This window comes from Herbaspirillum sp. NPDC101396, assembly GCF_044767365.1.
Lineage (GTDB): Bacteria > Pseudomonadota > Gammaproteobacteria > Burkholderiales > Burkholderiaceae_D > Herbaspirillum.
In genome coordinates this window covers 236808-260242 of the sequence record NZ_JBIWNT010000003.1, presented here as the reverse complement: position 1 = coordinate 260242, position 23435 = coordinate 236808, and the positions used below count along the sequence as shown (strand labels likewise).

Below are 23435 nucleotides of genomic sequence, written 5' to 3'. Positions count from 1 at the left end.
AAGAAAATCCCTTCGCCCCGTCCTCAATCATTTGCCGAGGATGATGCGCAGCATGCGGCGCAGCGGCTCGGCCGCGCCCCACAGCAATTGATCGCCGATCACGAACGCGGAAATGTATTCCGGTCCCTGGTTCAGCTTGCGCACGCGGCCGACGCCGATTTCCAGGCTGCCGGTGATCGATGCCGGGGTCAGTTCCTTGACCGTGATGGCGCGATCGTTCGGCACCCATTTCACCCATTGGTTACCCGCACGGATGATGGATTCGATGTCCGCCAGCGGCAGGTCGCGCTTGAGCTTGATGGTCAATGCCAGGCTATGGCAACGCATCGCACCGATGCGCACGCACAGGCCGTCGACCGGAATCGGCGTTTCGTTGCCGAGGATCTTGTTGACTTCGGCCTGGCCCTTCCACTCTTCCTTGGACTGGCCGTTTTCCAGCTGCGCGTCGATCCACGGGATCAGGCCGCCGGCCAACGGCGCGCCGAAGTATTCGGTCGGCACGTCTTCGCGGATGGTCTTGGCAACTTTGCGGTCGATGTCCAGAATCGCCGACGACGGCGTCGCCAGTTCATCGGCCACGGCCGCATTGATCACGCCCATGCCCTTCAACAGCTCGCGCATGTGGTTGGCGCCGCCGCCGGAAGCCGCCTGGTAGGTCATCGAGCTGACCCACTCGACCAGGCCTTCCTTGAACAGGCCGCCCACGCCCATCAGCAGGATGGAGTTGGTGCAATTGCCGCCGATGTAATTCTTGACGCCCTTGGCCAGCGCGTCGCGAATGACATTGTCATTGACCGGATCGAGCACGATCACGGCGTCGTCCTTCATGCGCAGGGTCGACGCCGCATCAATCCAGAAACCGTTCCAGCCGGCTGCACGCAGCTTGGGAAAGATCTCGGTGGTGTAGTCGCCGCCCTGCGCGGTAATAATGATGTCGCATTTTTTCAGCTCGTCAATGCTGTTGGCGTCTTTCAGCGTCGTTGCCGTTTTGGCGAACGACGGAGCTTTACCGCCTGCATTCGAGGTCGAAAAAAATACCGGCTCGATGTGATCGAAATCACCCTCGTCCTGCATGCGTTGCATCAGGACCGAACCCACCATTCCACGCCAGCCTACTAAACCAACCAGTTTCATCATCTTTCCCTATTTATGAACTTCCATAATCAATGAACTACAACGTTAAAAAAACCACTACCCCAATCAACCCAATGCTTTGACGACTGCGTCGCCCATTTCCTTGGTGCCGACCTTGGTAGTGCCCTCTTCATAAATATCGCCGGTGCGATAGCCTTGTGCAAGGACTTTCTTCACCGCCGCTTCAATGCGATCAGCCTGCTCCGCCTTGTTCAGCGAGAAACGCAGCATCATGGCAGCAGACAAGATGGTCGCCAGCGGATTGGCGATGCCCTTGCCGGCGATATCCGGAGCCGAACCGTGCGACGGTTCGTACAAACCCTTGTTGTTGGCGTCCAGGGAGGCCGACGGCAACATGCCGATCGAACCGGTCAGCATGGCTGCTGCATCCGACAGGATGTCGCCGAACATGTTCCCGGTCACGATGACGTCGAAATTCTTCGGCGCCTTCACCAGTTGCATCGCGGCATTGTCCACGTACATGTGGGTCAGTTCGACTTGCGGATATTCCTTGTGCACGTCGGTGACGATGTCTTTCCAGAACTGGAATGTTTCCAGCACGTTGGCCTTGTCGACGCTGCACAGGCGGTTGCCGCGCTTGGCCGCAGCCTGGAACGCAACATGGGCGATGCGGCGGATTTCCGGCTCGCTGTAACGCATGGTGTCGAAACCTTCGCGCGCGCCCTTGAACGGGCCGTCCGGCGCTTCACGCATGCCGCGCGGCTGGCCGAAATAGATGTCGCCGTTCAGTTCGCGCACGATCAGGATGTCCAGGCCGGCCACCAGTTCAGGCTTCAGCGAGGAGGCGCCGGTCAGTTCCGGATAGCAGATTGCAGGACGGAAATTGGCAAACAGCTGCAGATGCTTGCGCAGGCCCAGGATGGCTTGCTCAGGGCGCAGCGGACGATCCAGCGTGTCGTACTTCCAGTCACCGACGGCGCCGAACAGAATCGCATCGGCTTCCTTGGCCAGCTTCAGCGTGCCGTCCGGCAGCGGATGGCCGTGTGCTTCGTAACCTGCGCCGCCGACCGGCGCAGTTTCCATTTCAAACTTTTCGCCCAGTGTATCGAGCACGCGCACCGCTTGTTCAATAATCTCGGGACCGATGCCGTCGCCTGGCAAAATTGCAATCTTCATGTCGTCGTCTTCTAGTCTTGGAAAATGGTAAAGCCAGCTGTCGCGCCCGCACCAATCGTGACGACCGTGCGGCGGGACATCCGGCTAATCGGAAACTTCAGAAACCTGCGCGAATGTACTTAACCTCGTGCTCAGATGGTGTTGGCCAGCCAAGGTTGATCGAACAGGTGACGCTCTTCAAAAGCGCGGATTTTGTCCGCTTGGCGCAATGTCAGACCGATGTCATCCAGGCCGTTGAGCAAGCAATACTTGCGGAATTCGCCGACTTCAAACGGATAAGTCTGACTGCCATTGGCGGTAGTAATGACCTGTTTTTCCAGGTCAATGATCAGGCGGAAGCCCGGGAATGCCTTCACTTCATCAAACAGGCGGTCGATCTGCTGCTCCGGCAGCACGATCGGCAGCAAGCCGTTCTTGAAGCAATTGTTGAAGAAAATATCGGCAAAGCTCGGCGCAATCACTGCGCGGAAACCGAATTGATCCAGCGCCCACGGCGCATGTTCGCGCGAGGAGCCGCAACCGAAATTCTTGCGCGCCAGCAGGATCGATGCACCTTGGTAGCGCGCCTGATTCAGCACGAAATCCGGATTCAGCGGGCGCTTGGAATTGTCCATGCCCGGTTCGCCGTGATCCAGGTAACGCCATTCGTCGAACAGGTTCGGACCGAAGCCGCTGCGTTGGATCGATTTCAGGAATTGCTTGGGAATGATCGCGTCGGTATCGACGTTGGCGCGATCAAGCGGAGCAACCAGACCATCATGGACAATAAATTTATTCATGGCACTTTTATCGATGATGGATCGCCGCACCATGCGGCAATCCGGATCAGCCGATTTCTTTTATCTCAACAAAACGAATCAGCGACAGTGATGCAACGCACCGGCTGCCGCCACCTGCGTTATTACTTCTTGCTCGCGTCCTGCATCTTGTCGCCGACGTGCGAGACATCTTCACCGAATCCGCGCACGGTGTTGCATGCGGTCAGTGTCAGGATGGAAACAGCCAGTGCGGCCAAAGCGATTATTTTTTTCATGAGTTCACCAAGGTAGTTTTATTTACAAAGAACGTACATCAACGAAATGCCCTGCGATACCTGCTGCAGCCGCCATTGCCGGGCTCACCAGGTGAGTACGGCCGCCGGCGCCCTGACGTCCTTCGAAGTTGCGGTTGGACGTCGATGCGCAACGCTCACCCGGCTCCAGACGGTCGGCGTTCATCGCCAGACACATCGAACAGCCAGGCTCGCGCCATTCAAAACCGGCATCGCGGAAAATCTTGTCCAGGCCTTCGCGCTCGGCCTGTTCCTTGACCAGGCCGGAGCCCGGCACCACCATCGCCAGCTTGACGTTGGACGCGCGGAACTTGCCGCGCACCACCGCTGCCGCTTCACGCAGATCTTCAATGCGCGAGTTGGTGCAGGAGCCGATGAACACTTTGTCGATGCGAATGTCTTCGATCGGGGTATTGGGCTTCAACGCCATGTAGGCCAAGGCCTTTTCCATGCCGTCGCGCTTGGTGGCGTCTTTTTCCTTGTCCGGATCCGGCACGCGGCTGTCGATGGCCGTCACCATTTCCGGCGATGTGCCCCAGGTCACTTGCGGCTTGATCTCGGTGGCGTTCAATGTCACGACCATGTCGAACTTGGCGCCCGGATCGGAATGCAGCGTGCGCCAGTACGTCACGGCGCGCTCCCAGTGCGGACCCGCAGGCGAGAACGGACGGCCCTTGAGATAATTGATGGTAGTGTCGTCAACCGCGATCATGCCGGCGCGCGCGCCGGCCTCGATGGCCATGTTGCAGACCGTCATGCGGCCTTCCATGGTCAGCGCGCGCATGGTCGAACCGGCGAATTCGATCGCGTAGCCGGTGCCGCCTGCGGTGCCGATCTTGCCGATTACGGCCAGGACGATGTCTTTAGCGGTCACGCCGTTCGGCAAGGCGCCGTCGACCTGGACCAGCATGGACTTGGACTTCTTGGCCAGCAGCGTTTGCGTCGCCAGCACGTGTTCGACTTCGGAGGTGCCGATGCCGTGCGCCAGACAGGCGAAAGCGCCGTGCGTGGACGTATGCGAGTCGCCGCAGACCACGGTCATGCCGGGCAGCGTCGCGCCTTGCTCAGGTCCGATGACGTGCACGATGCCCTGGCGCTTGTCGTTCATGCCGAAATAGGTCAGGCCGTATTCCTTGGCGTTGGCGTCCAGCGTCTCGACCTGCAGGCGCGAGATCGGATCGGAGATGCCGTTGGCGCGGTTGGTGGTCGGTACATTGTGGTCGGCCACCACCAGATTGGCGGCGTTGCGCCATGGTTGGCGGCCGGCCAGCTTGAGGCCTTCAAATGCTTGCGGGCTGGTCACTTCATGCAATAGGTGACGGTCAATGTACAAAATGGCCGTTCCGTCTTGTTCAGCATGAACAACGTGAGATTCCCAAAGTTTGTCGTATAGCGTCTTGAGCATGATGATGCGGGCGTGTAAAGGCTACGCAAGTCGTTGAAATGAGCCTTTGATTATGCCATAAACACGCCTTTTCCGAGGCCGCAATGTGGTTTTGGCGGCGCTCGGACAACGCTTTGCTTCGAAACCTGTTCACGATCTGTAGCGAGAGGCCATCAGCCGGTGGCGGCCGGAGCGCAGCTCATGGAAGTAATCCTGGGAGTGTGCTTGAGCACATGAGGATTCCGAGCACCGCCCGACGCCGGATCATGGCCTCGCAGTAAGATCGTGGACAGGTTTTCAGCGTGTTTTTTTAGTTTGCTCGTAGAGCGGCATCACGCGTTGCGAATACACGGTCAGATCGCTGATGCGGTCGTCGCGCGACGGATGCGTGGACATGAATTTCATCGGTTCGCTGCCGCCGATCTGCCCCATTTTTTGCCACAGGGAAATTGCGGCGCGCGGGTCGTAACCGGCGCGGGCGGCGAGTTCCACGCCCATGCGGTCGGCTTCGGTTTCGTGGGTGCGTGAATTGGGCAGGCCGACCAGGCCCATGTAGGCGTACTGCGCGCCCTGCTGGCCGAGTTCGCCAACGCCGAGAATGGACGAACCGATGGAAATCAGCGAGCCGGTCACGGCCTGCTCGGAGGCGCGTTCGCGCGCATGCTCGCGCAAGGCGTGGGAGATTTCATGGCCCATCACAGCCGCCAGCTCGTCGTCGGTGATCTTGAGTTTTTCGATCAGGCCGGTGTAGACCGCGATCTTGCCGCCGGGCATGCACCAGGCATTGGCTTCCGGCGAGGTGATGACGTTGACTTCCCATTTCCACTTGGCGGCGTCGGGGCGGAACGCCACCGTTTGCGGGATCAGCCGATCGGCGATGGCGCGCACGCGGCGCACCTGGGCGGCATTCTGGTTCAGCGCGCCCTTCTTCCTTTGCTCGTCGAGCACCTGGGCGTATTCCTTGACGGCGGCGTTGTCGATTTCCTGCGCGGACAAGGCCATGCTTTGCGAACGGGTCACGCCAACGGCGCCGCCTTGGGTGGTCTGTACGCTTTCGCAGGCGGTCAGCGCCAGTGCGGTCGCCGCAATCAGCAGTCGCGGCAGGAATTGTTGTCGATGCAATGCTTGCAGAATTTGGCGGCCCATGTCATCCCCTCGTGAAAGATAAGAATACGGGGAAACTATTGTCCGGCCAGGCCGATGCTGCAGCGTTGCCGCGCATCGTTGTCGTGGACGCAATGTCTCCCCATGCTTGCGGATCGTTCGACCCGCGCACGACAACTCGGTTCTGCCTGCCGCGGAAAAAGTGCGGCAAATTTATTGGAATTCGATTTATTTCTGGGCGGCGATCTGCGGCGTCGTCACATGCACGTCGCCGCATTGCGCACGATGGCGCAGGGCGTGATCCATCAACACCAAGGCCAGCATGGCTTCGGCGATGGGCGTTGCGCGAATGCCGACGCAGGGATCGTGGCGACCGTGGGTTTCGACGTCGGTGGCGTGGCCGGCCTTGTCGATCGACGGACGCGGCGAACGGATGCTCGAGGTCGGCTTGATGGCGATCGATGCGGTAATGTCCTGGCCGGTCGAAATGCCGCCCAGGATGCCGCCGGCGTTGTTGCCGACGAAACCATCAGGGGTGAGCGCGTCGCCGTGCTCGGTCCCTTTTTGCGACACCGACCTGAAGCCGGCGCCGATTTCCACGCCCTTGACGGCGTTGATGCCCATCAGGGCAAAAGCAATCTCGGCGTCGAGCTTGTCGTAAATCGGCTCGCCCAGTCCGACCGGGACATTCTGCGCCACCACGTCGATACGCGCGCCGCAAGAGTCGCCGGCCTTGCGCAAGGCGTCCATGTACTCTTCCAGTTGCGCAATGACGGTCGCATTGGCGGCGAAGAAAGGATTCTCGCGCACGTGCTCCCAGGATTCGAACGGAATGGCGATGTCGCCGAGCTGGCTCATGCAGCCCTTGAAGGTGGTGCCGTATTTCTCGAACAGCCATTTCTTGGCCACCGCCGCCGCGCCGACCACGGGGGCGGTCAGGCGCGCCGAGGAACGGCCGCCGCCGCGCGGATCGCGGATGCCGTACTTGTGCCAGTAGGTGTAGTCGGCATGGCCGGGACGGAAAGTATCAAGGATATTGCCGTAATCCTTGCTGCGCTGGTCCTGGTTGCGGATCAGCAGTGCGATCGGCGTGCCGGTAGTTTTGCCTTCGAACACGCCGGACAGGATTTCGACCGTATCCGGCTCTTGGCGCTGGGTGACGTGGCGCGAGGTGCCGGGCTTGCGGCGGTCCAGTTCAGGCTGGATGTCGGCTTCGGAGAGCTCCATTCCCGGCGGGCAGCCGTCGATCACGCAACCAATGGCCGGGCCATGGGATTCGCCGAAGGTGGTAACGGTAAACAGCGTGCCAAGGGTATTGCCGGACATAACGAAGCTCTGCTTTTAAATGATCTGAAATCGAATTTTACCAGTGTGGTGACTACTTCCACTCCCCGCGCAGTTCGCTCACGCGCTGCTGCAGGTATTCCGGCGTCGCCTGCTGCGCCGGAATCGGCTCGCCGACCGCCAGTTCCAGGCGTGAAAACAGACCGCGCTTGAACGAGCGATGGAAAGGATTGCCGGCGCCGCGCGTCAGCAGGCTGCCCCACAAACCGCGCAGGGCCAGCGGGAAAACCTGCACCGGCGTACGGTCGATGATTTTCTTGATGCCGCCCTTGAATTCGTTGATCTCGCCGGTGCTGGTCAGCTTGCCTTCCGGGAAGATGCAGACCAGGTCGCCTTCATGCAGCGCCTGGGCGATGTCGACGTAGGCCTTTTCCATCAACCAAGGATCCTCCTTCGCGGGCGCAATCGGAATCGCCTTGGCGGTGCGGAAGATCCAGGACAAGATCGGCGTCTTGAAAATCCGGTGATCCATGACGAAGCGGATCGGACGTGGGCTGGCCGCCATGATCACGATGGCGTCGACATAGCTGACGTGGTTGCACACCAGCACCGCCGCGCCGTGCTTGGGAATCAGGTCGGCGTTGACGGTGCGTACGCGATGGATGGTGTGGATCAGCATCCACGCCAGGAAGCGCATCAGGAATTCCGGCACCAGCGAGAAGATGTAGGTCGCCACCAGCGCGTTGAGGATCGCCGTGATCAGGAAAATCTGCGGGATCGTGAAGCCAGAGCGCAGCAGCACCATGGCCAGTAAAGCCGCCACCACCATGAACAGCGAGTTCATGATGTTCATGCCGGCGATGGTGCGCGAAACGTGTTCGGGATCGCAGCGCGTCTGGATCAGCGCAAACAGCGGCACGATGTACAAACCGCCGAACACGCCGATCATCGCGCAGTCGAACAGGATGCGCAGGCTGCCGTGCTGCGCCAGGAAACCGGTCATGTCGACTGCAGCCGTGGCAGTGTAGCTGACGCTGGCGAAGTAAAGTTCAAGACCGAACACCGACAAGCCGATTGCACCGAACGGCACCAGGCCGATCTCCACCTTGTGGCCGGAGAGGCGCTCGCATAGCAGCGAACCGATGCCGATGCCGACCGAAAACACCATCAGCAACAGCACAAACACGCTGTGATCGCCATGCAGGTAATTTTTCGCATACAGCGGGAATTGCGCCAGCACGATGGCGCCGTAAAACCAGAACCACGAATTGCCGAGGATCGACAGGAACACCGGACGGTTGCGGCGAGAAAAACCGAGGTTGCGCACCATCTCCGTGAACGGGTTCCAGTTGATCTTGAGATCAGGCGCCGGCGCCGGCGAATTGGGAATGCCCAGGCTGGCCAGCCAGCCGAGCACGGCGAAACCGATCGTGATCACCGCCACCATTTCCAGCCCGAACGGCTTGTGCACCACCAGCACGGCGCCGATCACTTCGCCCAGCAGGATGCCGACGAAGGTGCCCATTTCGATCACGCCGTTGCCGCCGATCAGTTCCTGCGGTTTGAGCTGCTGCGGTAAATAGGCGTACTTGACCGGCCCGAAGATGGTCGAATGCACGCCCATGCCGGCCACTGCCACCACCAGCAACCACAGGTGATGCGTCATCCAGCCGTAGGCGGCGATGCCCATGATGGCGATTTCCAGCAGCTTGACGTAGCGCGCCAGCCGGCCTTTTTCCATCTTGTCGGCCAGCTGCCCGGCGGTCGCCGAAAACAGGAAGAACGGCAGGATGAACAAACCCGGGATCAGGTTGTTAAGCAGGCCCGTATCGATGGTAGTCCAGCTCAGCGCGTCATAGGTCAGGATGGTCAGCAGCGCCGTCTTGAACACGTTGTCGTTGAGCGCGCCGAGGAACTGGGTCCAGAAGAATGGTGCGAAACGGCGTTGACCGAGCAGGGAAAACTGATTGGATTGACTCATGGAGTAAAGATGAACGAAATCTGGAGGGGGATCGAATGCGCGCACAGGGAAGCAAGTACGCGGACAACAAAAAACCGTTCATGACTACATGAACGGTTTATCTGGCGTTCAGCGGCTTGCGGCTCATGCATGGGCAGCACCGCCTGCGCGCAACTCAGCTATTCTCTTCTTCCGCCGGCCAGTCGCGGATATAGGCTTTGAGCATCTTGTTCTCGAAGCCCTGCGCATCCAGCACGGCCTTGGCGACGTCGTAGAACGACATCACGCCCAGCAGCGTCTTGGCATCCATGACCGGCACGTAACGCGCATGCTTTTCAAGCATGATGCGACGCACTTCGTTGAGGTCGGTGTCGGGCGTGACGGTGATCGGATGGTCATCCATGTGCTTGCGCACGCTGCTCGTTCCGACCGAGCCTTTATTGTCCTGCAGCGTCTTGAGGACTTCGCGGAAGGTCAGCATGCCGACCAGCTCGCCGAATTCCATGACAACCAGGGAGCCAATGTCTTTCTCGGCCATCGCGTCTACGGCATCCGCAATCGGCGTGTCAGGGGTCACGGTGAAGAGAATGTTGCCTTTGACTTTAAGAATTTCAGAGACTTTCATGGTGTCATCCTTAAGTTATTGTAGCCATGGAGCGTCGGGCTCCTGTCCGGAATGTAGCCCATGCGAGGGCAAAAATCCACAAACAATGGCGGTATATGCATGGTACGAGGTTTGGCGACGGCCGACAATCGCAATGCGATGACGAAAATGAAATTTTTTCATTGATTCCGCCGTCGTCAAGGCCTACCCTGAAATGACAAGAACACAGGGAGATCTGTATGCCGACCGTTCTGCATCATGACAAATACACCAGCTTTGACGAGTTCTACCCGAGCTATCTCAGCGAACATGCCAACCGTACCTGCCGCGAGTTGCATTTCGCCGGTTCGACGCTGGCGCTGCTGTGCCTGGGCATGTTGCTGCTGACGCACAATTTCTGGTGGCTGGCGGCGGCCGTGCTGTGCGGCTACGGCTTTGCCTGGGTAGGCCATTTTCGCTTCGAGAAGAACCGCCCTGCCAGCTTTCGTCAACCGCTGTATTCCTTCATGGGCGACTGGGTGATGTATTGGCAACTATTGACCGGGCAAATATCGTTCTGAACGCCACCCGGCGGGAAGTCACTCAACGGCCGTCAAGGTCACCGGGCTGACTTCCCGCAAATCCGGCGCCTGCGCGCCTTCGGAGAAGTAAGACGCCAGCGTCTGATCCAGCACCAGCGACACTGCGCCTTCAACACGATTGACCAGTTGCTGGTCTTCGCCGGCATGGGTGGCGCTGTCGAACACGAACAGCCGATACACATCCACCAGCTTCAGCGATTCCGGGTTGATCAACAGCGTCCAGCGGTCCAAGCCATCGGCCAGGCGCTTGTTCCAGGCGGAACGGCGTGGGGCATCGCCCTTGAGCGAACCGACCCAGCCGGCTTCCAGCATCTTCTGCAGCAAGGTCTGCAATTCTTCCAGCCCCAGTTGCGTACGAGTGCGCAGCAAGCCGGCGTCGACCTTGGCCGACTCGCCGTTGGCGCGCGCTTCATGCAGGATCTTGAGCACTTTCATGGCGTCGATGAACTCGCTGCCTGGCGACGCCACATGCCACCAGCGCTCATAGCGCACGATCGGTAGCGCAGCGGTCACCAAAGCGCCCACCAGCGTGATCATCCACAGCATGTAAATCCACAACAGGAAAATCGGCAAGGCCGCCACGGTGCCGTACACCATCGTGTAGGTCGGGAATTTCATGACATAGCTGGCGAACAGGCGCTTGGCGATTTCCACCCCCACGCCCGCCAGCAAGCCGCCCCAGACGGCGTCGCGCCAGTCGACCCACTGGTTGGGCACGGCGATGTACAGCAGCGTGAATGCGCTGGTGGTCAGCAGCACCGAAATCAGCGTGTAAAAACTGGCGCCGATGAACGGCACGCTGGTGACCACGCCGTTGGTGGCGGAATACAGATACGAGGTCACGCTGATGGAAATCCCGATCAGCAAAGGGCCCAGCGTGATGATGGCCCAGTACACCAGGATGCGCTGCAACAAAGGACGCGACTTCTTGACACGCCAGATCTGGTTGAACACCCGGTCGATGGTCGCCATCGTCAGCACCGACGTCAGGATCAGCGCCACGCCGCCGACCGCCGACAGGCGCGCCGACTTGGACGAAAACTGGTTCAAGTAGCCGAGGATGGTGCTGGCCACGCCCTTGGGCATCAGGCTCTGGACGAAATACGCCTCCAGCGCCGAGCGGAACGTGCTGAACAGCGGGAACGCAGTAAAGATCGCCAGCGCAATGGTCAGCAGCGGCACCAGCGACAGGATGGTGGTAAACGTCAGGCTGCCCGCCACCTGCGGCAGGCGATCGTCGCTCAGCCGCTTGGCGGCGAACCGGAACAAATCACGCAACTGGGTACGGGACAAGCCCTGCATGGGTTTTAGAAAAGTAAGCAAGAGAAAACAATCAAAATCACGAAGAAGCTGGAACAGCGCCTCGTCATGCGCCAGGTTTCATTCTCGAAATGCGAGCAGTAAAACGCGTGCGATGGGTAAATAAAGGCTCCTATAATACCAACATGCCGAACATAACTAATACAACGATACTGGTCCTTTACTACTCGAGACACGGCTCCACTCGCAAACTGGCCGAGCTGATCGCCCAGGGCGTGGAAAGCGTGCCGGGCTGCGACGCCCGCTTGCGCACCGTGCCGGCAGTCTCTACCGTGACCGAAGCCACCGAACCGGACGTGCCCGCCAACGGCGCACCCTACGTCGAACTGAGCGATCTTGAACAATGCGCCGGGCTGGCGCTGGGTTCGCCGACGCGGTTCGGCAACATGGCCGCGGCGATGAAGTATTTCTGGGACGGCACCGCACCGCAATGGCTGTCGGGCGCGCTGGCCGGCAAACCCGCCAGCGTGTTCACCGCGACCGGCAGCATGCACGGCGGCCAGGAGTCGACCTTGCTGTCGATGATGATTCCTTTGCTGCACCACGGCATGCTCATCGTCGGCCTGCCCTACACCCAGCCCGAGCTGATGGGCACCAGCACCGGCGGCTCGCCTTACGGCGCCAGCCACTGGGCCGGCGTCAACGGCAACCAGCCGATTTCCGACGATACCCGCGCGCTGGCGGTTGCCCTCGGCCGCCGCCTCGCACAGAACGCCATCAAACTGCAGGAGACTTGAATGAGCACACTGAGCACGCATCGTTTTCGCATCTTCCATTTCGGCGCCGCCCTCAGCCTGGTCGCGCTGATCATCCTCTGCGTCGCCTGGGAACTGGTGCTGGCGCCGTTGCGACCGGGCGGTTCGTGGATGGTGCTCAAGGTGATTCCGCTGCTGTTCCCGTTGCGCGGCGTCCTCAAACGCGACGTCTACACCATGCAATGGTCGTCGATGCTGATCCTGCTCTACTTCACCGAGGGCATCGTGCGCGCCACCAGCGACCGTGTCGCCACGTCAATCACGCTTGGCTGGATCGAAGTCGCTCTCAGTTGCGTGTATTTCCTGTGCGCGGTTATGTACCTGGCCCCTTACAAGAAGGCCGCCAAGGAAATCGCCCGCCAGGCCATCCAGAAGGCTTCGCAATAACTGTTCGGACATGACCATGACCGCGGCACCACAAGACTTCCTGCAAGCCTGTCGCGACGCCATCGGCGCCGCTTACGTCGTCACCGCCGAAGCCGACACTGCGGCTTACCTGACCGACCAGCGCGGACGCTATACCGGGCGAGCACTGGCCGTGCTGCGGCCGGGCAGCACCGAAGAAGTCGCCACGGTGGTCCGCCTTTGCGCCCTGCATCTGGTGCCGATCGTTCCGCAAGGCGGTAATACCGGCCTGGTGCTGGGCAGCGTGCCCGACACCAGCGGCGAGGCGGTGCTGCTGTCGTTGACGCGCCTGAACCGTATCCGTGCAGTCGATCCGGTCAACAACACGATGACGGTCGAAGCCGGCTGCATTCTGCAAAACATCCAGCAAGCCGCCGCGGCAGAGCAGCGCCTATTCCCGCTGTCGCTGGCCGCGGAAGGCAGCTGCACCATCGGCGGCAACCTGTCGACCAACGCCGGCGGCACTGCGGTTCTGCGCTACGGTAATACGCGCGAATTGTGCCTGGGCCTGGAAGTCGTCACCGCCCAGGGCGAGATAATGAGCAGTCTGCGCGGCCTGCGCAAGGACAACACCGGCTACGATTTGCGCGACCTGTTCATCGGCGCCGAAGGCACGCTGGGCATCATCACTGCTGCGGTCGTCAAACTATTCCCCCAGCCCAAAGCCCAGGTCACGGCGCTGGCCGCGCTGCGCACGCCCGACCACGCGCTGCGCCTGCTGAGCCTGGCGCAAGCGCATTGCGGCGCGGCGCTGACCGGATTCGAGCTGATGTCGGATTTCTGCATGCAGCTGGTCGCCAAACACTTCCCGCCGCATCGCGCGCCGTTCGAGCGTCTCCATGCGCAATACGTGCTGCTGGAACTGTCGGATAGCGAATCCGAAGTGCACGCCTCGGAAATGTTCGAAGCTGTAATCGGTCTCGCGCTGGAGCAGGAACTGATCGACGACGCCGTCATCGCCACCTCGATCGCGCAATCGAAAGCGCTGTGGCAATTGCGCGAGCACATCTCCATGGCGCAGGCGCACGAAGGCAAGAACATCAAGCACGACATCTCGGTGCCGATCTCGCGCATCGGCGAATTCATCCGCGTCACCGACGTGCTGGTGCAGCAGGCGTCACCCGGCTGCCGCATGGTCACCTTCGGCCATCTCGGCGACGGCAACCTGCACTACAACGTCTCGCCGCCGCCCGGTGTCAAGGACACCGACTTCATCCTCGAACAGCCTGCCATCAATCGGACCGTGCATGACAGCGTCGACAAATTCGGCGGCTCGATCTCGGCTGAACACGGACTCGGCGCGCTCAAACGTGAAGAAATCCTGCGTTATAAATCGCCGGTAGAACTCCGGCTCATGCGCGCCATCAAACAGGCGCTGGATCCTCACGGGCTGATGAATCCCGGCAAAGTGCTCTGACCGTAGCCGATGGCGGCGGTCGGATCCCCCGACAACACATTTCTCCGCCGCCAGGAGTTTCACCCATGCTTTCTGTCCGCCCGCCACTGCTCGCGCTGCCCTTGCTGCTGTCCCTGCTGCTATGCTCCCTGCCCGCCTGGGCCGTCTACAAATGCGACAGTGACGGCAAAGTCACGTATAGCGACGCCGCCTGCGCCAACGGCAAGAGCATCGCCATCGACGACACGCGCGGCGTGAAAAGTCCCGCGCCGGTTGCCGCCGCCAAAGACAAGGCGGTCCAGCAGCGCCTCGACAAAAGCCGTGCGGCGGAAGAGAAACGTGTGAGCCGGCAACGCGAAAAACAGGAGCGCGAAGACGCGCGCGCCAAACTGGTCGCCGAAAAGCAGAAGAGGAAGTGTGCCCAACTTGCACAGCGCAAGGCCTGGGCCGAAGAGGACCTGCGCAATGCGCCGGTCAAGACGATGGAAAAAGCACGGCGCAAGAGCCAGCGCGCGACTGAAAATTACCGTGCAGAATGCTCGACCTGAACTGATTTTCAGGGATTTCAGCGCAAAAAAAGCCGTCGCCGATGAAGGCGACGGCTGCTCCCCTCCCCCGATTACCCCAGACGCGGCGCCGGATTGATATCAACCGTGCGTCGCGAAGTCTTTGCTGCAGGCGCTGGCAAGCCTGCGGTATTACCAATGTTGAATACGCTGACCAGTTCCGCCAGCTTGCCGGCCTGTTCCTGCAGTGATTGTGCTGCTGCGGCGGCTTCCTCTACCAGCGCGGCATTCTGTTGTGTGCTCTCGTCCATTTGTGCAATCGCCCGATTGACCTCTTCGATGCCCGTGCTTTGCTCCTGGCTGGCCGAACTGATTTCGCCGACGATGTCGGTGACGCGCTTGACGCTGGAGACCACTTCTTCCATGGTCGATCCGGCCTGCCCCACCAGCTTGCTGCCGACGTCCACCTTGGAGACGGAGTCGTCGATCAGCGTCTTGATTTCTTTCGCCGCAGCGGACGAACGTTGTGCAAGGCTGCGCACTTCCGACGCCACCACCGCAAAACCGCGCCCTTGCTCACCGGCGCGCGCCGCTTCCACCGCCGCATTCAAGGCGAGGATATTGGTTTGAAAAGCGATACCGTCGATCACGCTGATGATGTCGACGATCTTCTTGGACGAATCATTGATCGCGCTCATCGTGTTGATCACCTGCCCCACCACGCTGCCGCCCTGGATCGCCACTTCGGACGCCGACACGGCCAACTGGTTGGCCTGACGCGCGTTGTCGGCATTCTGCTTGACGGTCGAGGTCAGTTGTTCCATCGCCGACGCGGTCTCTTCCAGGGAACCGGCCTGCTGTTCGGTACGATTCGACAAATCGAGATTACCGCTGGCGATCTGGCTGGACGCCGTGGCAATGGTGTCGGTGCCGATGCGCACGTTGCCGACGATATTGCGCAGGCTGATGTTCATGTCCTTGAGCGCCTGCAGCAACTGGCCGGCTTCATCCTTGGTTGTCACGGTGATCTCCACCGACAGGTCGCCTTCGGCAACGCGGCGTGAAATGTCGACGGCGGTGTTCAGGGGTCGCGTGATGCCGGTCGTCAGATACCAGGCGCAGGTGACGCCCAATGCCAGCGCCAGCACTTCCAGCACGATCAGCAGGTTGGCGCTTTGCGCGGCGATTTCCGCCACATGCTGATTGAGTTGATCGATGGTCTTGCGTTGCAATGCAAGCAGGTTTTCCACTTCCGTCGAATAGTTCTTCGCCGCCGGCAGGAAGTCCTTGTCCAGCGCTGCGGCGATCGCGGCGGGGTCGGCGCCTGGCTCGTTCTTGGCTTTATAAATGGTGTCGCGGGTCGACAGATAGACTTTGCGCAGCGCCATGATTTTTTCGTACAGCTGCTTTTCTTCATCGCTGGCGATCAGCTCGGCAATCTTCTTTTGCAGGTCGCCGGAAATACGCGTGGCTTCGTCGCTTTCAGGCTTGAAGAACGCCGACAGGCTGGGATCGGAACTCTTGGCCACGGCAATCGTGCGACGGATGCCGGCAAACGTATGGCGATACCAGTCGCCGATCATGCGCTCCTTGGCCAGCGGCACGTCCATCATGTCTTGCGTCGCCTTCGCCACGCTTTGCAGGCGCCAGACGCCAATCACCGCGATCAGGACGGAGAGTGCCAGGATAACGGCGAAGCCCAGTCCGAGACGCTTGCCGATCTTCATATTTCCAATCACGTTCATGTTTCCCCCCTGCCATTCAAGTCAGGTAAATGTTGATTTTTCTGCATGGCTCAGGCGGCCACATACTCTCCATAATGCTCCGAGAGGGAAAACTTGAATGCGCGGAACAGCGTGTGACTGTCACGTCTGTTCATGGCTTGCGGGGCTTGTGTTGGCGAGGGGCAATACGAGAATCGGCACCGCTTGGCGCGCCATCTATTGCAGTCAGGGAAGACCCCGCCGAGTGGAAGAACGCATCGGCGGTGTCGAGGAAAATCAGGACGCCTGCGCGGCGTTTTTCTGTAGGTTGGAAGTCGCCTCAATGAATTTGTCGGGCGGCATCGGGCGGCCCATGAGGTAACCCTGCAACGCGTCGCAACCGACCGAGGTCAGGAAATTCTGCTGCTTGGTGGTTTCCACGCCTTCGGCGACGATGCGCAGATTGAGCGTACGGCCCAGCGCCACAATGGCCGAAATGATGGCCGCGTCGTCGTTGCCGTCGCTGAGATCGCGCACGAAGCCGCGATCGATCTTCAGTTCATTGGCGGGCAGGCGCTTCAGATACAGCAGACTCGAATAGCCGGTGCCGAAATCGTCGATCGAAATATCCACGCCGAGGTCGGCGATCTGCTGCAGCGTCTTGAGGCTGCTTTCAGCATCGTGCATGGCGGTGGACTCCGTAACTTCCAGCGTCAGGCAGCGCGCCGGCAGGCTGTGGCGCGCCAGCGTGTCCTTGACCAGCTCGATCAGGTCGGTCTGAGCGAACTGCAGAGCCGACAGGTTGACGGCGATCTTCCAGTCTTCGTGACCGATGTCGAACCAGACCTTCATCTGGCGGCAGGCCTCGTCGAGCACCCATGCGCCGATCGGCACGATCAGCCCGGAACGTTCGGCCAGGCCGATGAACTCATCCGGCCCCACCAGTCCGTGTACCGGATGCTGCCAGCGCAACAAGGCTTCAGCGCCCAGCACCGGGCCGTTCGGCGAGTTGTACTTGGGCTGGTAATGCAGGATGAATTCCTTGCGCTCCAGCGCCAGGCGCAAGTCTTGCAGCCATTGCAACTGATTGTGCGCGTTGACGTTCATCGACGCTTCAAAGAAATGGTAACCGTTACGGCCGCTGCGCTTCGTGTGATACATCGCGGCGTCGGCGTTGATCACCAGATCGTGGCGGCTGCTGCCGTCTTCCGGATAGATCGCAATGCCGATGCTGGCCGAGACCCGCAGCTCGTGCTTTTCGATAAGGAAGGGCTGGTTGATGATCTTCACCAGCTTGTCGGCGACGGTCACGGCATCGTCCGGTTCCTTCAGGTCGACCAGCATCACGAACTCGTCGCCGCCCAGCCGCGCCACCGTATCCTGCGCGCGCATGACGGAACCGACACGCTGCGCCACCTCCACCAGCATCATGTCGCCGACGTGATGACCGAGCGAATCGTTGATCGCCTTGAAACCGTCGAGGTCGCAGAACATCAGCGCGAAATGTCCCTGCTCGCGCGCCGCCTTGTTGATGGCCTGGTTGAGGCGGTCGTCCAGCAGCGTGCGGTTGGGCAGTTTGGTCAGGTTGTCGTGCAAGACCAGTTGCGTGAGTTCTTCATTGGCTTCGGCCAGCGAACGCGCCAGCTTGGCGGTGCGCGACTCCAGCCGCGCGTCCAGCAGCGAGGTCAGCAAGGCGATCGTCAGCACCGCCAGCGTCACCACAATGATCAGGATCGCCAGCCAGCCCGGGCTGACGCCGTCACGGACTGCCAAACAGATGCTGCCGTCCGGGAAATTCGCAGCGGCCATGCCGGTGTAATGCATGCCGACGATGGCCACGCCCATCACTACGGCGGCGCCGGCGCGCGCGAACTTGACATGCGGCGTGTTGCGGCGCAGGCGGAAGGCTATCCACAAGGCGGCGCCCGACGCGCCAATGGCGACGGCCACGGAAGCCGCAAACAACAAGGGATCGTAGCGGATGCCGGGCGTCATCAGCATGGCGGCCATGCCGGTGTAATGCATGGCGGCGATGCCGACACCCATGACCAGCGCGCTGTTGATCAGGCGGCGCACTGGCAGCTCCGGGCGGCTGACGATCCACAGCGCGAAGCCCGAGACGCCGACCGCGATCAGCAGCGAGAGGAAGGTAATCCAGGGGTCATAGCCGAGATCGATGGGCAAACGGAATGCGAGCATGCCAACGAAGTGCATCGACCAGATACCAATGCCCATTGCGACGGCGCCGCCAAACAGCCAGGAACGACCGGCATATTCTTGGGTCGCGTTGATCCGCTCCGTCATGTCCAATGCAGTATAGGAGGCGAGCACCGCCACCAGCAGGGATATGACAACAAGCAAACTATCGTAGGAAGCGGATAACATGATGAGGAAATATGAAACTAATAATCAACATTTTTTAGGCATTTAGCCCATTATCCCGCAAAAAGACATATCGAAGTCTGACGAAGTCTGAAATCAGGCCGCTTTACATTCTTAAGCGTATGAAACGTCGGATCGAAGCAACTTTACGCCCGGAAACCAATCCATAGGGCTGATGCACCATTCCCGACAATTGATAAATCGATAAAAAACACGACAATGCGCCCTTCGCCTACAACAGCAAAAAATCCAGGCCTCATGCTCTTCACTCCTCACCCGCAAACTCAACGTCCCTTAGCACCCAAGCGCCTGATCCAGGCGCTTGCCGCCATCGGCGCGCTGTCATTCATGCATGGCGCCAGCGCCGGCATTTCGTTGCTGCAGCCGCCCAAGCTGGTCGACGGCAACAAGCCGTTCACCCTGACCTTGCTGGTCACCGAAGACGATCACGACAGCCAGGCTTACACCATCCCGGACAATCTGGTGGTGGCCGCCTCGGCCGACATGACGCCCCCGGTGCAGCTGCGCATGGAGCGCGAAGCCGGCGGGCCCGGAGAAATCACGCTCAAGCGAGGCGAATTCCGCAAGATCTCCTACAGCGCCACCCTGCCCGACTACCTGCGCGGCGTGGTGCGCATCGAGACCGTGGGTGTGGATGCCTCGCCGGTGCTGGTGGCTGTGATTCGCCCGAAGGACGGCAAGATGCCGGTGCCGTCGGCGGAAGGCATCGCGTTGGCCGGCGCGGCCACACCATCCGCCTCGGTGATCACACCGGGTTCCAGCGCCAGTCCGATCGGCATTGCGCCGGCCGCGCTCGACCTGATCAATATCCCGCGCCTGTCGTTCCATGAGCCGATGTATTTCGCGGCCGGCAACAGCGGCGGCAACCGCAACGCCAAGTTCCAGCTCAGCTTCAAGTTCCGCATCTTCCAGCCGGAAGACATGCGCTCGCGCGGCCTGATCGACAACCTGTATTTCGGCTACACCCAATATTCGCTGTGGGACCTGGAAAGCCCGTCGGCGCCGTTCCGCGACACCAGCTACCGACCGAGCCTGTTCTATTACCTGCCGGATCTCGGCATCCACAACAGCATCCTGAGCCGCATGGCAGTTTCAACCGGCCTCGAGCATGAGTCGAACGGCCGCGACGGCGCGCAATCGCGCGGCATCAACACCTTCTTCGTCGAACCGACCTTCACGTTCGGCAACCTCAACGACTACCAGTTGCGCATCTCACCCAAGGTCTACACCTACCTCGGCCCGAGCTCCGACAACCCCGATATCGGCCAGTATCGCGGCCATGCGGATCTGAAGCTGGCGGTGGGCAAGCCGGACGGCGTGGAGTTTTCGACCACCTTGCGCAAGGGCACGCGCAGCAGTTCGGGCAGCGCCGACTCGACGCTGTCCTACCCGCTGGCGAAGCTGGTGCCGGGCATGGCCGGCTATCTGATGGCGAGCTACTTCTATGGTTACGGCGAGAGCCTGCTGACGTACAACCAGAAATCGACGCCGCAGTTCCGCATCGGCTACGCGCTCTGGCGCTAGGTCAGGACTATCGCCGGGGCATTCTCCGGCGGTAGTTCTGCGACACGCCTATGTCGCCGGCGTACGCATCGTGACGAACTCTTCCGCTGAGGTCGGATGAATGCCGATGGTGGCGTCGAACTGGGCCTTGGTGGCGCCGCATTGCAAAGCCACCGCAAAGCCCTGGACGATCTCGCCGGCATCGGCGCCGACCATGTGTACGCCCAGCACGCGATCACTCTTCGCATCCACCACCAACTTCATGAAGGTGCGCTCGGTGTTGCCGCTCAGCGTGTGCTTGAGGGCCTTGAATTCCGATTTGAAAATAAGCACTTCGCCCACCCTCTTGCGCGCGTCTTCCTCGCTCAGGCCGACCGTGCCGACGTTCGGATGGCTGAACACCGCCGTCGGAATATTCTCGTAAGACATTTCCCGGCCGCCTTTGTTGAACAGGCGCGCGGCTACCACCATGCCTTCGGCCAGCGCCACCGGCGTCAGTGCAACCCGATCGATGACGTCGCCGATGGCATGGATCGACGGCACTCCCGAGACGAAATGTTCGTCGACCTTGACTGCCCCTTTGTCGGTCAGCGTAACCCCGGCCTTCTCCAGTCCGAGTCCCGCCGTGTTGGCGTGGCGGCCGGTGGCGAACAGCACGCAATCGGCGTCGATGGTCTTGCCGTCGCTGAGCTGGACGCGCTTGCCGGCGCCGGCCGACTTGATCGCTTCGATATTGTTCTCGAACAGGATGGTCATGCCTTTCTTGCGCATTTCTTCCGCCAGGAACACGCCGAGTTCGCTGTCCATGCCGCGCAGCAGATGCTTGCCGCGATACACCAGCGTCACTTCGCTGCCGAGACCATTGAGGATCGATGCCAACTCCACCGCGATATAGCCGCCGCCCAGCACCACGCTGCGTTTTGGCAAGGCGGTCAGATGGAAGAAGTCATCGGACACGATGCCCAGCTCCTTGCCGGGAATCTCCGGCACCGTCGGATGCCCGCCGGTCGCCACCAGGATGTGTGCCGCGGTGTAGCGCTTGCCGTTGACGCTGACGGTGTGGGCGTCTTCCATCGTCGCATAGCCTTCGACGATGTCGACCTTGGCGCCGTCGAGAATCTTCCGGTAGATGCCGTTGAGACGCGCGATCTCCTTGTCCTTGGCGGCGATCAGTGCGGCCCAGTCGAAGCGGGTCTCGCCTACGGTCCAGCCGAAGCCGGCGGCGTCGGCGAAATCTTCATGAAAATGCGCGCTGTAGGACATCAGTTTTTTCGGAATGCAGCCGACGTTGACGCAGGTGCCGCCCAGATCCTTGCTCTCGGCAATCGCCACGCGCGCGCCGTATTGCGAAGCAAACCGGCTGGCGCGCACGCCGCCGGAGCCGCCGCCGATGGTGAACAGGTCGTAATCGTATTGGCTCATTTTTTTCCTCTATCGTTTGTTCAGTATCTGCGCAGGGCCCGCGTGACCAGCAATACCGGGATCAGGCCGACCAGCACGATGCTCAGCGCCGGCAATGCGGCCTCGCCGAGACGTTCGTCGCGCGCCAGGTTATGGGCGATCACGGCCAGCGTATCGGTGTTGAAGGGACGCAGCAACAGCGTCGCCGGCAATTCTTTCACGACGTCGACGAATACCATCAACGCCCCCGTCGCCAGCGAGCGCCACAGCAAGGGCATGTGAAGCTTGTACACGATGCGGCTGCGTGAGGCGCCCATGGTGCGCGCGGCCTCGTCCAGGCTTGCCGGGATGCGGGTGTAACCGGCTTCCACCGACTGCACCGCCACGGCCGTAAAGCGTACCAGATACGCATAGATCACGCCGAGCGCGGTCGCCGTCAGCCAGACGCCCGCGCCGCTGCCCGGAAACACCGCCTGCAACCAGGCGACCGGCAGCAGAATGCCGATCGCAATCACCGATCCGGGAATTGCATATCCCATGGACGCCAGACGCGCGACAAAGCGCAAGAACAAGGAGTTGAAGCGCGGCAAGCCGCCGGCGCGCTGGGCGAAACCCAAGGCCAGCGCCAGCACCACCGCAATCGCCGCGGCCAGCCCGCCGAAGCGGAAGCTGTTCCAAGACCAGCCGGCATAGCGAGCGAGATTGGTTGCCAGCGACAACTCGCTCTCGCGCCACATCAATTGCAGCAGGATCAGCACCGGCAGCACGAAACCCAACACAATCGGCGTTCCGCACACCAGCCACGCCAGTGCCGCGCGCATGCCGCGCAACACCGGCAAGCGTGCTTCAGCCCCATCGCCACGATTGCCCCGTACCGTGGCAAAGCGCATGCGTCCCTGCTCGCGGCGCTCCAGCCACAACAACACGGCGACGAACAGCAGCAGCAAGGACGCATACTGGGCCGCCGCGATGCGATCATCCATCACCATCCAGGCCTTGTAGATGCCGGTGGTGAACGTGGTCAAACCGAAATAGGCGCTGACGCCGTAATCGGCCAACGTCTCCATCAGGGCCAGCGCCGCGCCCGCCATCAGCGCCGGACGCGCCAACGGCAAGGCCACACGGCGAATGCGTGCGCTCAAGGGCGTGCCGAGCAGGCGCGCCGCCTCCATCAGATGCACGCCGCGTTCTCCGAGCGCATTGCGCGCCAGCAGATAGGCGTAGGGGTACAAGGTAAAAATGAACAGGAAGATCGCCCCCGCCAGGCTGCGCACGTCGAAACGGAATCCCGGCCACAGCGCACGCAGGCTGGTCTGCACTGCGCCGCCGTATTGCAGGAAGTCAGTGTACGCATACGCGCACACATAGGCCGGCATCGCCATCGGCAACAGCAATGCCCAGGAAAAGAAACGCTTGCCGCGAAACTCGAACAAGCCGATCGTCACCGCCGTGGCCGCGCCGACGACGATCACGCCCAGCGTGACGAACAGGGCCAGCCAAGCGGAGGTCGCCAGATAGCCCGGCAACACTGTCTGCATCTGCCGATGCAAGGCGTCGACGGCGGCTGCATCGAGCTGCAGCCACGCACCGGCGATGCCGAGGATGGGCACGGAAATCAGGAAGGCAATCAGGCCGATGAGATACATGATTCGTGATGGAAAACTGGTCCGGATTGCGCTGCGCAACAGTATTGATGCGCTACACTTCGCATATTGAAAACGGGTAAAAAATCATTCGCTGCATGGTGCATTCCAGCGACAGGCATTGTAGCGGCAGGCGGCATCCTTCGTCGATTTTCCCCGGC

At 60.9% G+C, this 23435-nt stretch carries 20 protein-coding genes; 6 read left to right on the top strand and 14 right to left on the bottom strand.

Features of this window, described 5'->3' with window-relative positions; genetic code table 11:
* Positions 1 to 27: 27 nt before the first annotated feature.
* From asd to ACIROY_RS10835, 9 genes are all read right to left on the bottom strand, one after another.
* Positions 28 to 1134, bottom strand: a complete 1107-nt coding sequence (gene asd / locus ACIROY_RS10875; RefSeq protein ID WP_402341559.1) for an aspartate-semialdehyde dehydrogenase — start codon at positions 1132 to 1134, stop codon at positions 28 to 30.
* A 66-nt stretch (positions 1135 to 1200) separates the two neighbouring features.
* Entirely contained in the window at positions 1201 to 2271 is a 1071-nt protein-coding gene (gene leuB / locus ACIROY_RS10870) for a 3-isopropylmalate dehydrogenase (protein ID WP_053196629.1), read from the bottom strand.
* A 131-nt stretch (positions 2272 to 2402) separates the two neighbouring features.
* Positions 2403 to 3050 (bottom strand): 3-isopropylmalate dehydratase small subunit, encoded by a 648-nt coding sequence (gene leuD / locus ACIROY_RS10865; RefSeq protein ID WP_402273317.1) that lies wholly within the window; start codon positions 3048 to 3050, stop codon positions 2403 to 2405.
* A 122-nt stretch (positions 3051 to 3172) separates the two neighbouring features.
* Positions 3173 to 3304, bottom strand: coding sequence for an entericidin A/B family lipoprotein (locus ACIROY_RS10860; RefSeq protein ID WP_116433625.1), 132 nt, complete (start codon positions 3302 to 3304; stop codon positions 3173 to 3175).
* A gap of 22 nt (positions 3305 to 3326) precedes the next feature.
* Positions 3327 to 4727, bottom strand: a complete 1401-nt coding sequence (leuC, locus tag ACIROY_RS10855; RefSeq protein ID WP_402273320.1) for a 3-isopropylmalate dehydratase large subunit — start codon at positions 4725 to 4727, stop codon at positions 3327 to 3329.
* A gap of 276 nt (positions 4728 to 5003) precedes the next feature.
* Complete coding sequence (locus ACIROY_RS10850) at positions 5004 to 5852, bottom strand: M48 family metallopeptidase (protein ID WP_402341557.1); 849 nt, start codon at positions 5850 to 5852, stop codon at positions 5004 to 5006.
* 186 nt (positions 5853 to 6038) lie between these two features.
* Positions 6039 to 7136: a chorismate synthase gene (gene aroC / locus ACIROY_RS10845; protein ID WP_402273324.1), complete on the bottom strand. Its 1098-nt coding sequence runs from the start codon at positions 7134 to 7136 to the stop codon at positions 6039 to 6041.
* A gap of 52 nt (positions 7137 to 7188) precedes the next feature.
* Positions 7189 to 9075, bottom strand: a complete 1887-nt coding sequence (locus tag ACIROY_RS10840) for an MFS transporter (RefSeq protein WP_402341555.1) — start codon at positions 9073 to 9075, stop codon at positions 7189 to 7191.
* Between the two features lie 154 nt (positions 9076 to 9229).
* Positions 9230 to 9679 (bottom strand): CBS domain-containing protein, encoded by a 450-nt coding sequence (locus ACIROY_RS10835; protein WP_016833438.1) that lies wholly within the window; start codon positions 9677 to 9679, stop codon positions 9230 to 9232.
* A gap of 218 nt (positions 9680 to 9897) precedes the next feature.
* Here ACIROY_RS10835 and ACIROY_RS10830 point away from each other — a divergent pair, with 218 nt between their 5' ends.
* Positions 9898 to 10218 (top strand): Mpo1-like protein, encoded by a 321-nt coding sequence (locus tag ACIROY_RS10830; protein WP_402341553.1) that lies wholly within the window; start codon positions 9898 to 9900, stop codon positions 10216 to 10218.
* Between the two features lie 18 nt (positions 10219 to 10236).
* On the opposite strand, the gene ACIROY_RS10825 is transcribed toward ACIROY_RS10830, so the two are convergent.
* A complete protein-coding gene (locus tag ACIROY_RS10825; RefSeq protein WP_402273333.1) occupies positions 10237 to 11541 on the bottom strand; it encodes a YihY family inner membrane protein in 1305 nt (434 codons plus the stop codon).
* A gap of 143 nt (positions 11542 to 11684) precedes the next feature.
* Here ACIROY_RS10825 and wrbA point away from each other — a divergent pair, with 143 nt between their 5' ends.
* The 4 genes from wrbA to ACIROY_RS10805 all read left to right on the top strand — a co-directional run bounded on the left by wrbA (position 11685) and on the right by ACIROY_RS10805 (position 14663).
* Entirely contained in the window at positions 11685 to 12296 is a 612-nt protein-coding gene (gene wrbA, locus ACIROY_RS10820; RefSeq protein ID WP_402273336.1) for an NAD(P)H:quinone oxidoreductase, read from the top strand.
* On the top strand, positions 12297 to 12701 hold the full coding sequence (locus ACIROY_RS10815) for a DUF2069 domain-containing protein (RefSeq protein ID WP_402273339.1): 405 nt from the start codon (positions 12297 to 12299) through the stop codon (positions 12699 to 12701).
* Between the two features lie 16 nt (positions 12702 to 12717).
* Positions 12718 to 14136, top strand: coding sequence for an FAD-binding oxidoreductase (locus ACIROY_RS10810; RefSeq protein ID WP_402341551.1), 1419 nt, complete (start codon positions 12718 to 12720; stop codon positions 14134 to 14136).
* Positions 14137 to 14201: 65 nt separating this feature from the next.
* On the top strand, positions 14202 to 14663 hold the full coding sequence (locus tag ACIROY_RS10805; RefSeq protein ID WP_402273344.1) for a DUF4124 domain-containing protein: 462 nt from the start codon (positions 14202 to 14204) through the stop codon (positions 14661 to 14663).
* A gap of 71 nt (positions 14664 to 14734) precedes the next feature.
* On the opposite strand, the gene ACIROY_RS10800 is transcribed toward ACIROY_RS10805, so the two are convergent.
* Positions 14735 to 16366 carry a methyl-accepting chemotaxis protein gene (locus tag ACIROY_RS10800; RefSeq protein WP_402273346.1) on the bottom strand — a complete coding sequence of 544 codons (1632 nt, stop codon included), beginning with the start codon at positions 16364 to 16366 and terminating at the stop codon, positions 14735 to 14737.
* 255 nt (positions 16367 to 16621) lie between these two features.
* The gene (locus tag ACIROY_RS10795; protein ID WP_402273348.1) at positions 16622 to 18709 is read right to left on the bottom strand and encodes a putative bifunctional diguanylate cyclase/phosphodiesterase; all 2088 of its coding nucleotides are present in this window, start codon (positions 18707 to 18709) and stop codon (positions 16622 to 16624) included.
* A 255-nt stretch (positions 18710 to 18964) separates the two neighbouring features.
* Here ACIROY_RS10795 and ACIROY_RS10790 point away from each other — a divergent pair, with 255 nt between their 5' ends.
* On the top strand, positions 18965 to 20251 hold the full coding sequence (locus ACIROY_RS10790) for a phospholipase A (protein WP_402341549.1): 1287 nt from the start codon (positions 18965 to 18967) through the stop codon (positions 20249 to 20251).
* Between the two features lie 48 nt (positions 20252 to 20299).
* Here ACIROY_RS10790 and gorA read toward each other — a convergent pair whose 3' ends face one another.
* Together gorA and ACIROY_RS10780 are read right to left on the bottom strand one after the other, a co-directional pair.
* Complete coding sequence (gene gorA, locus ACIROY_RS10785) at positions 20300 to 21652, bottom strand: glutathione-disulfide reductase (RefSeq protein ID WP_402341548.1); 1353 nt, start codon at positions 21650 to 21652, stop codon at positions 20300 to 20302.
* A gap of 20 nt (positions 21653 to 21672) precedes the next feature.
* Positions 21673 to 23277 carry an ABC transporter permease gene (locus tag ACIROY_RS10780; protein ID WP_402341546.1) on the bottom strand — a complete coding sequence of 535 codons (1605 nt, stop codon included), beginning with the start codon at positions 23275 to 23277 and terminating at the stop codon, positions 21673 to 21675.
* Positions 23278 to 23435: the final 158 nt, after the last annotated feature.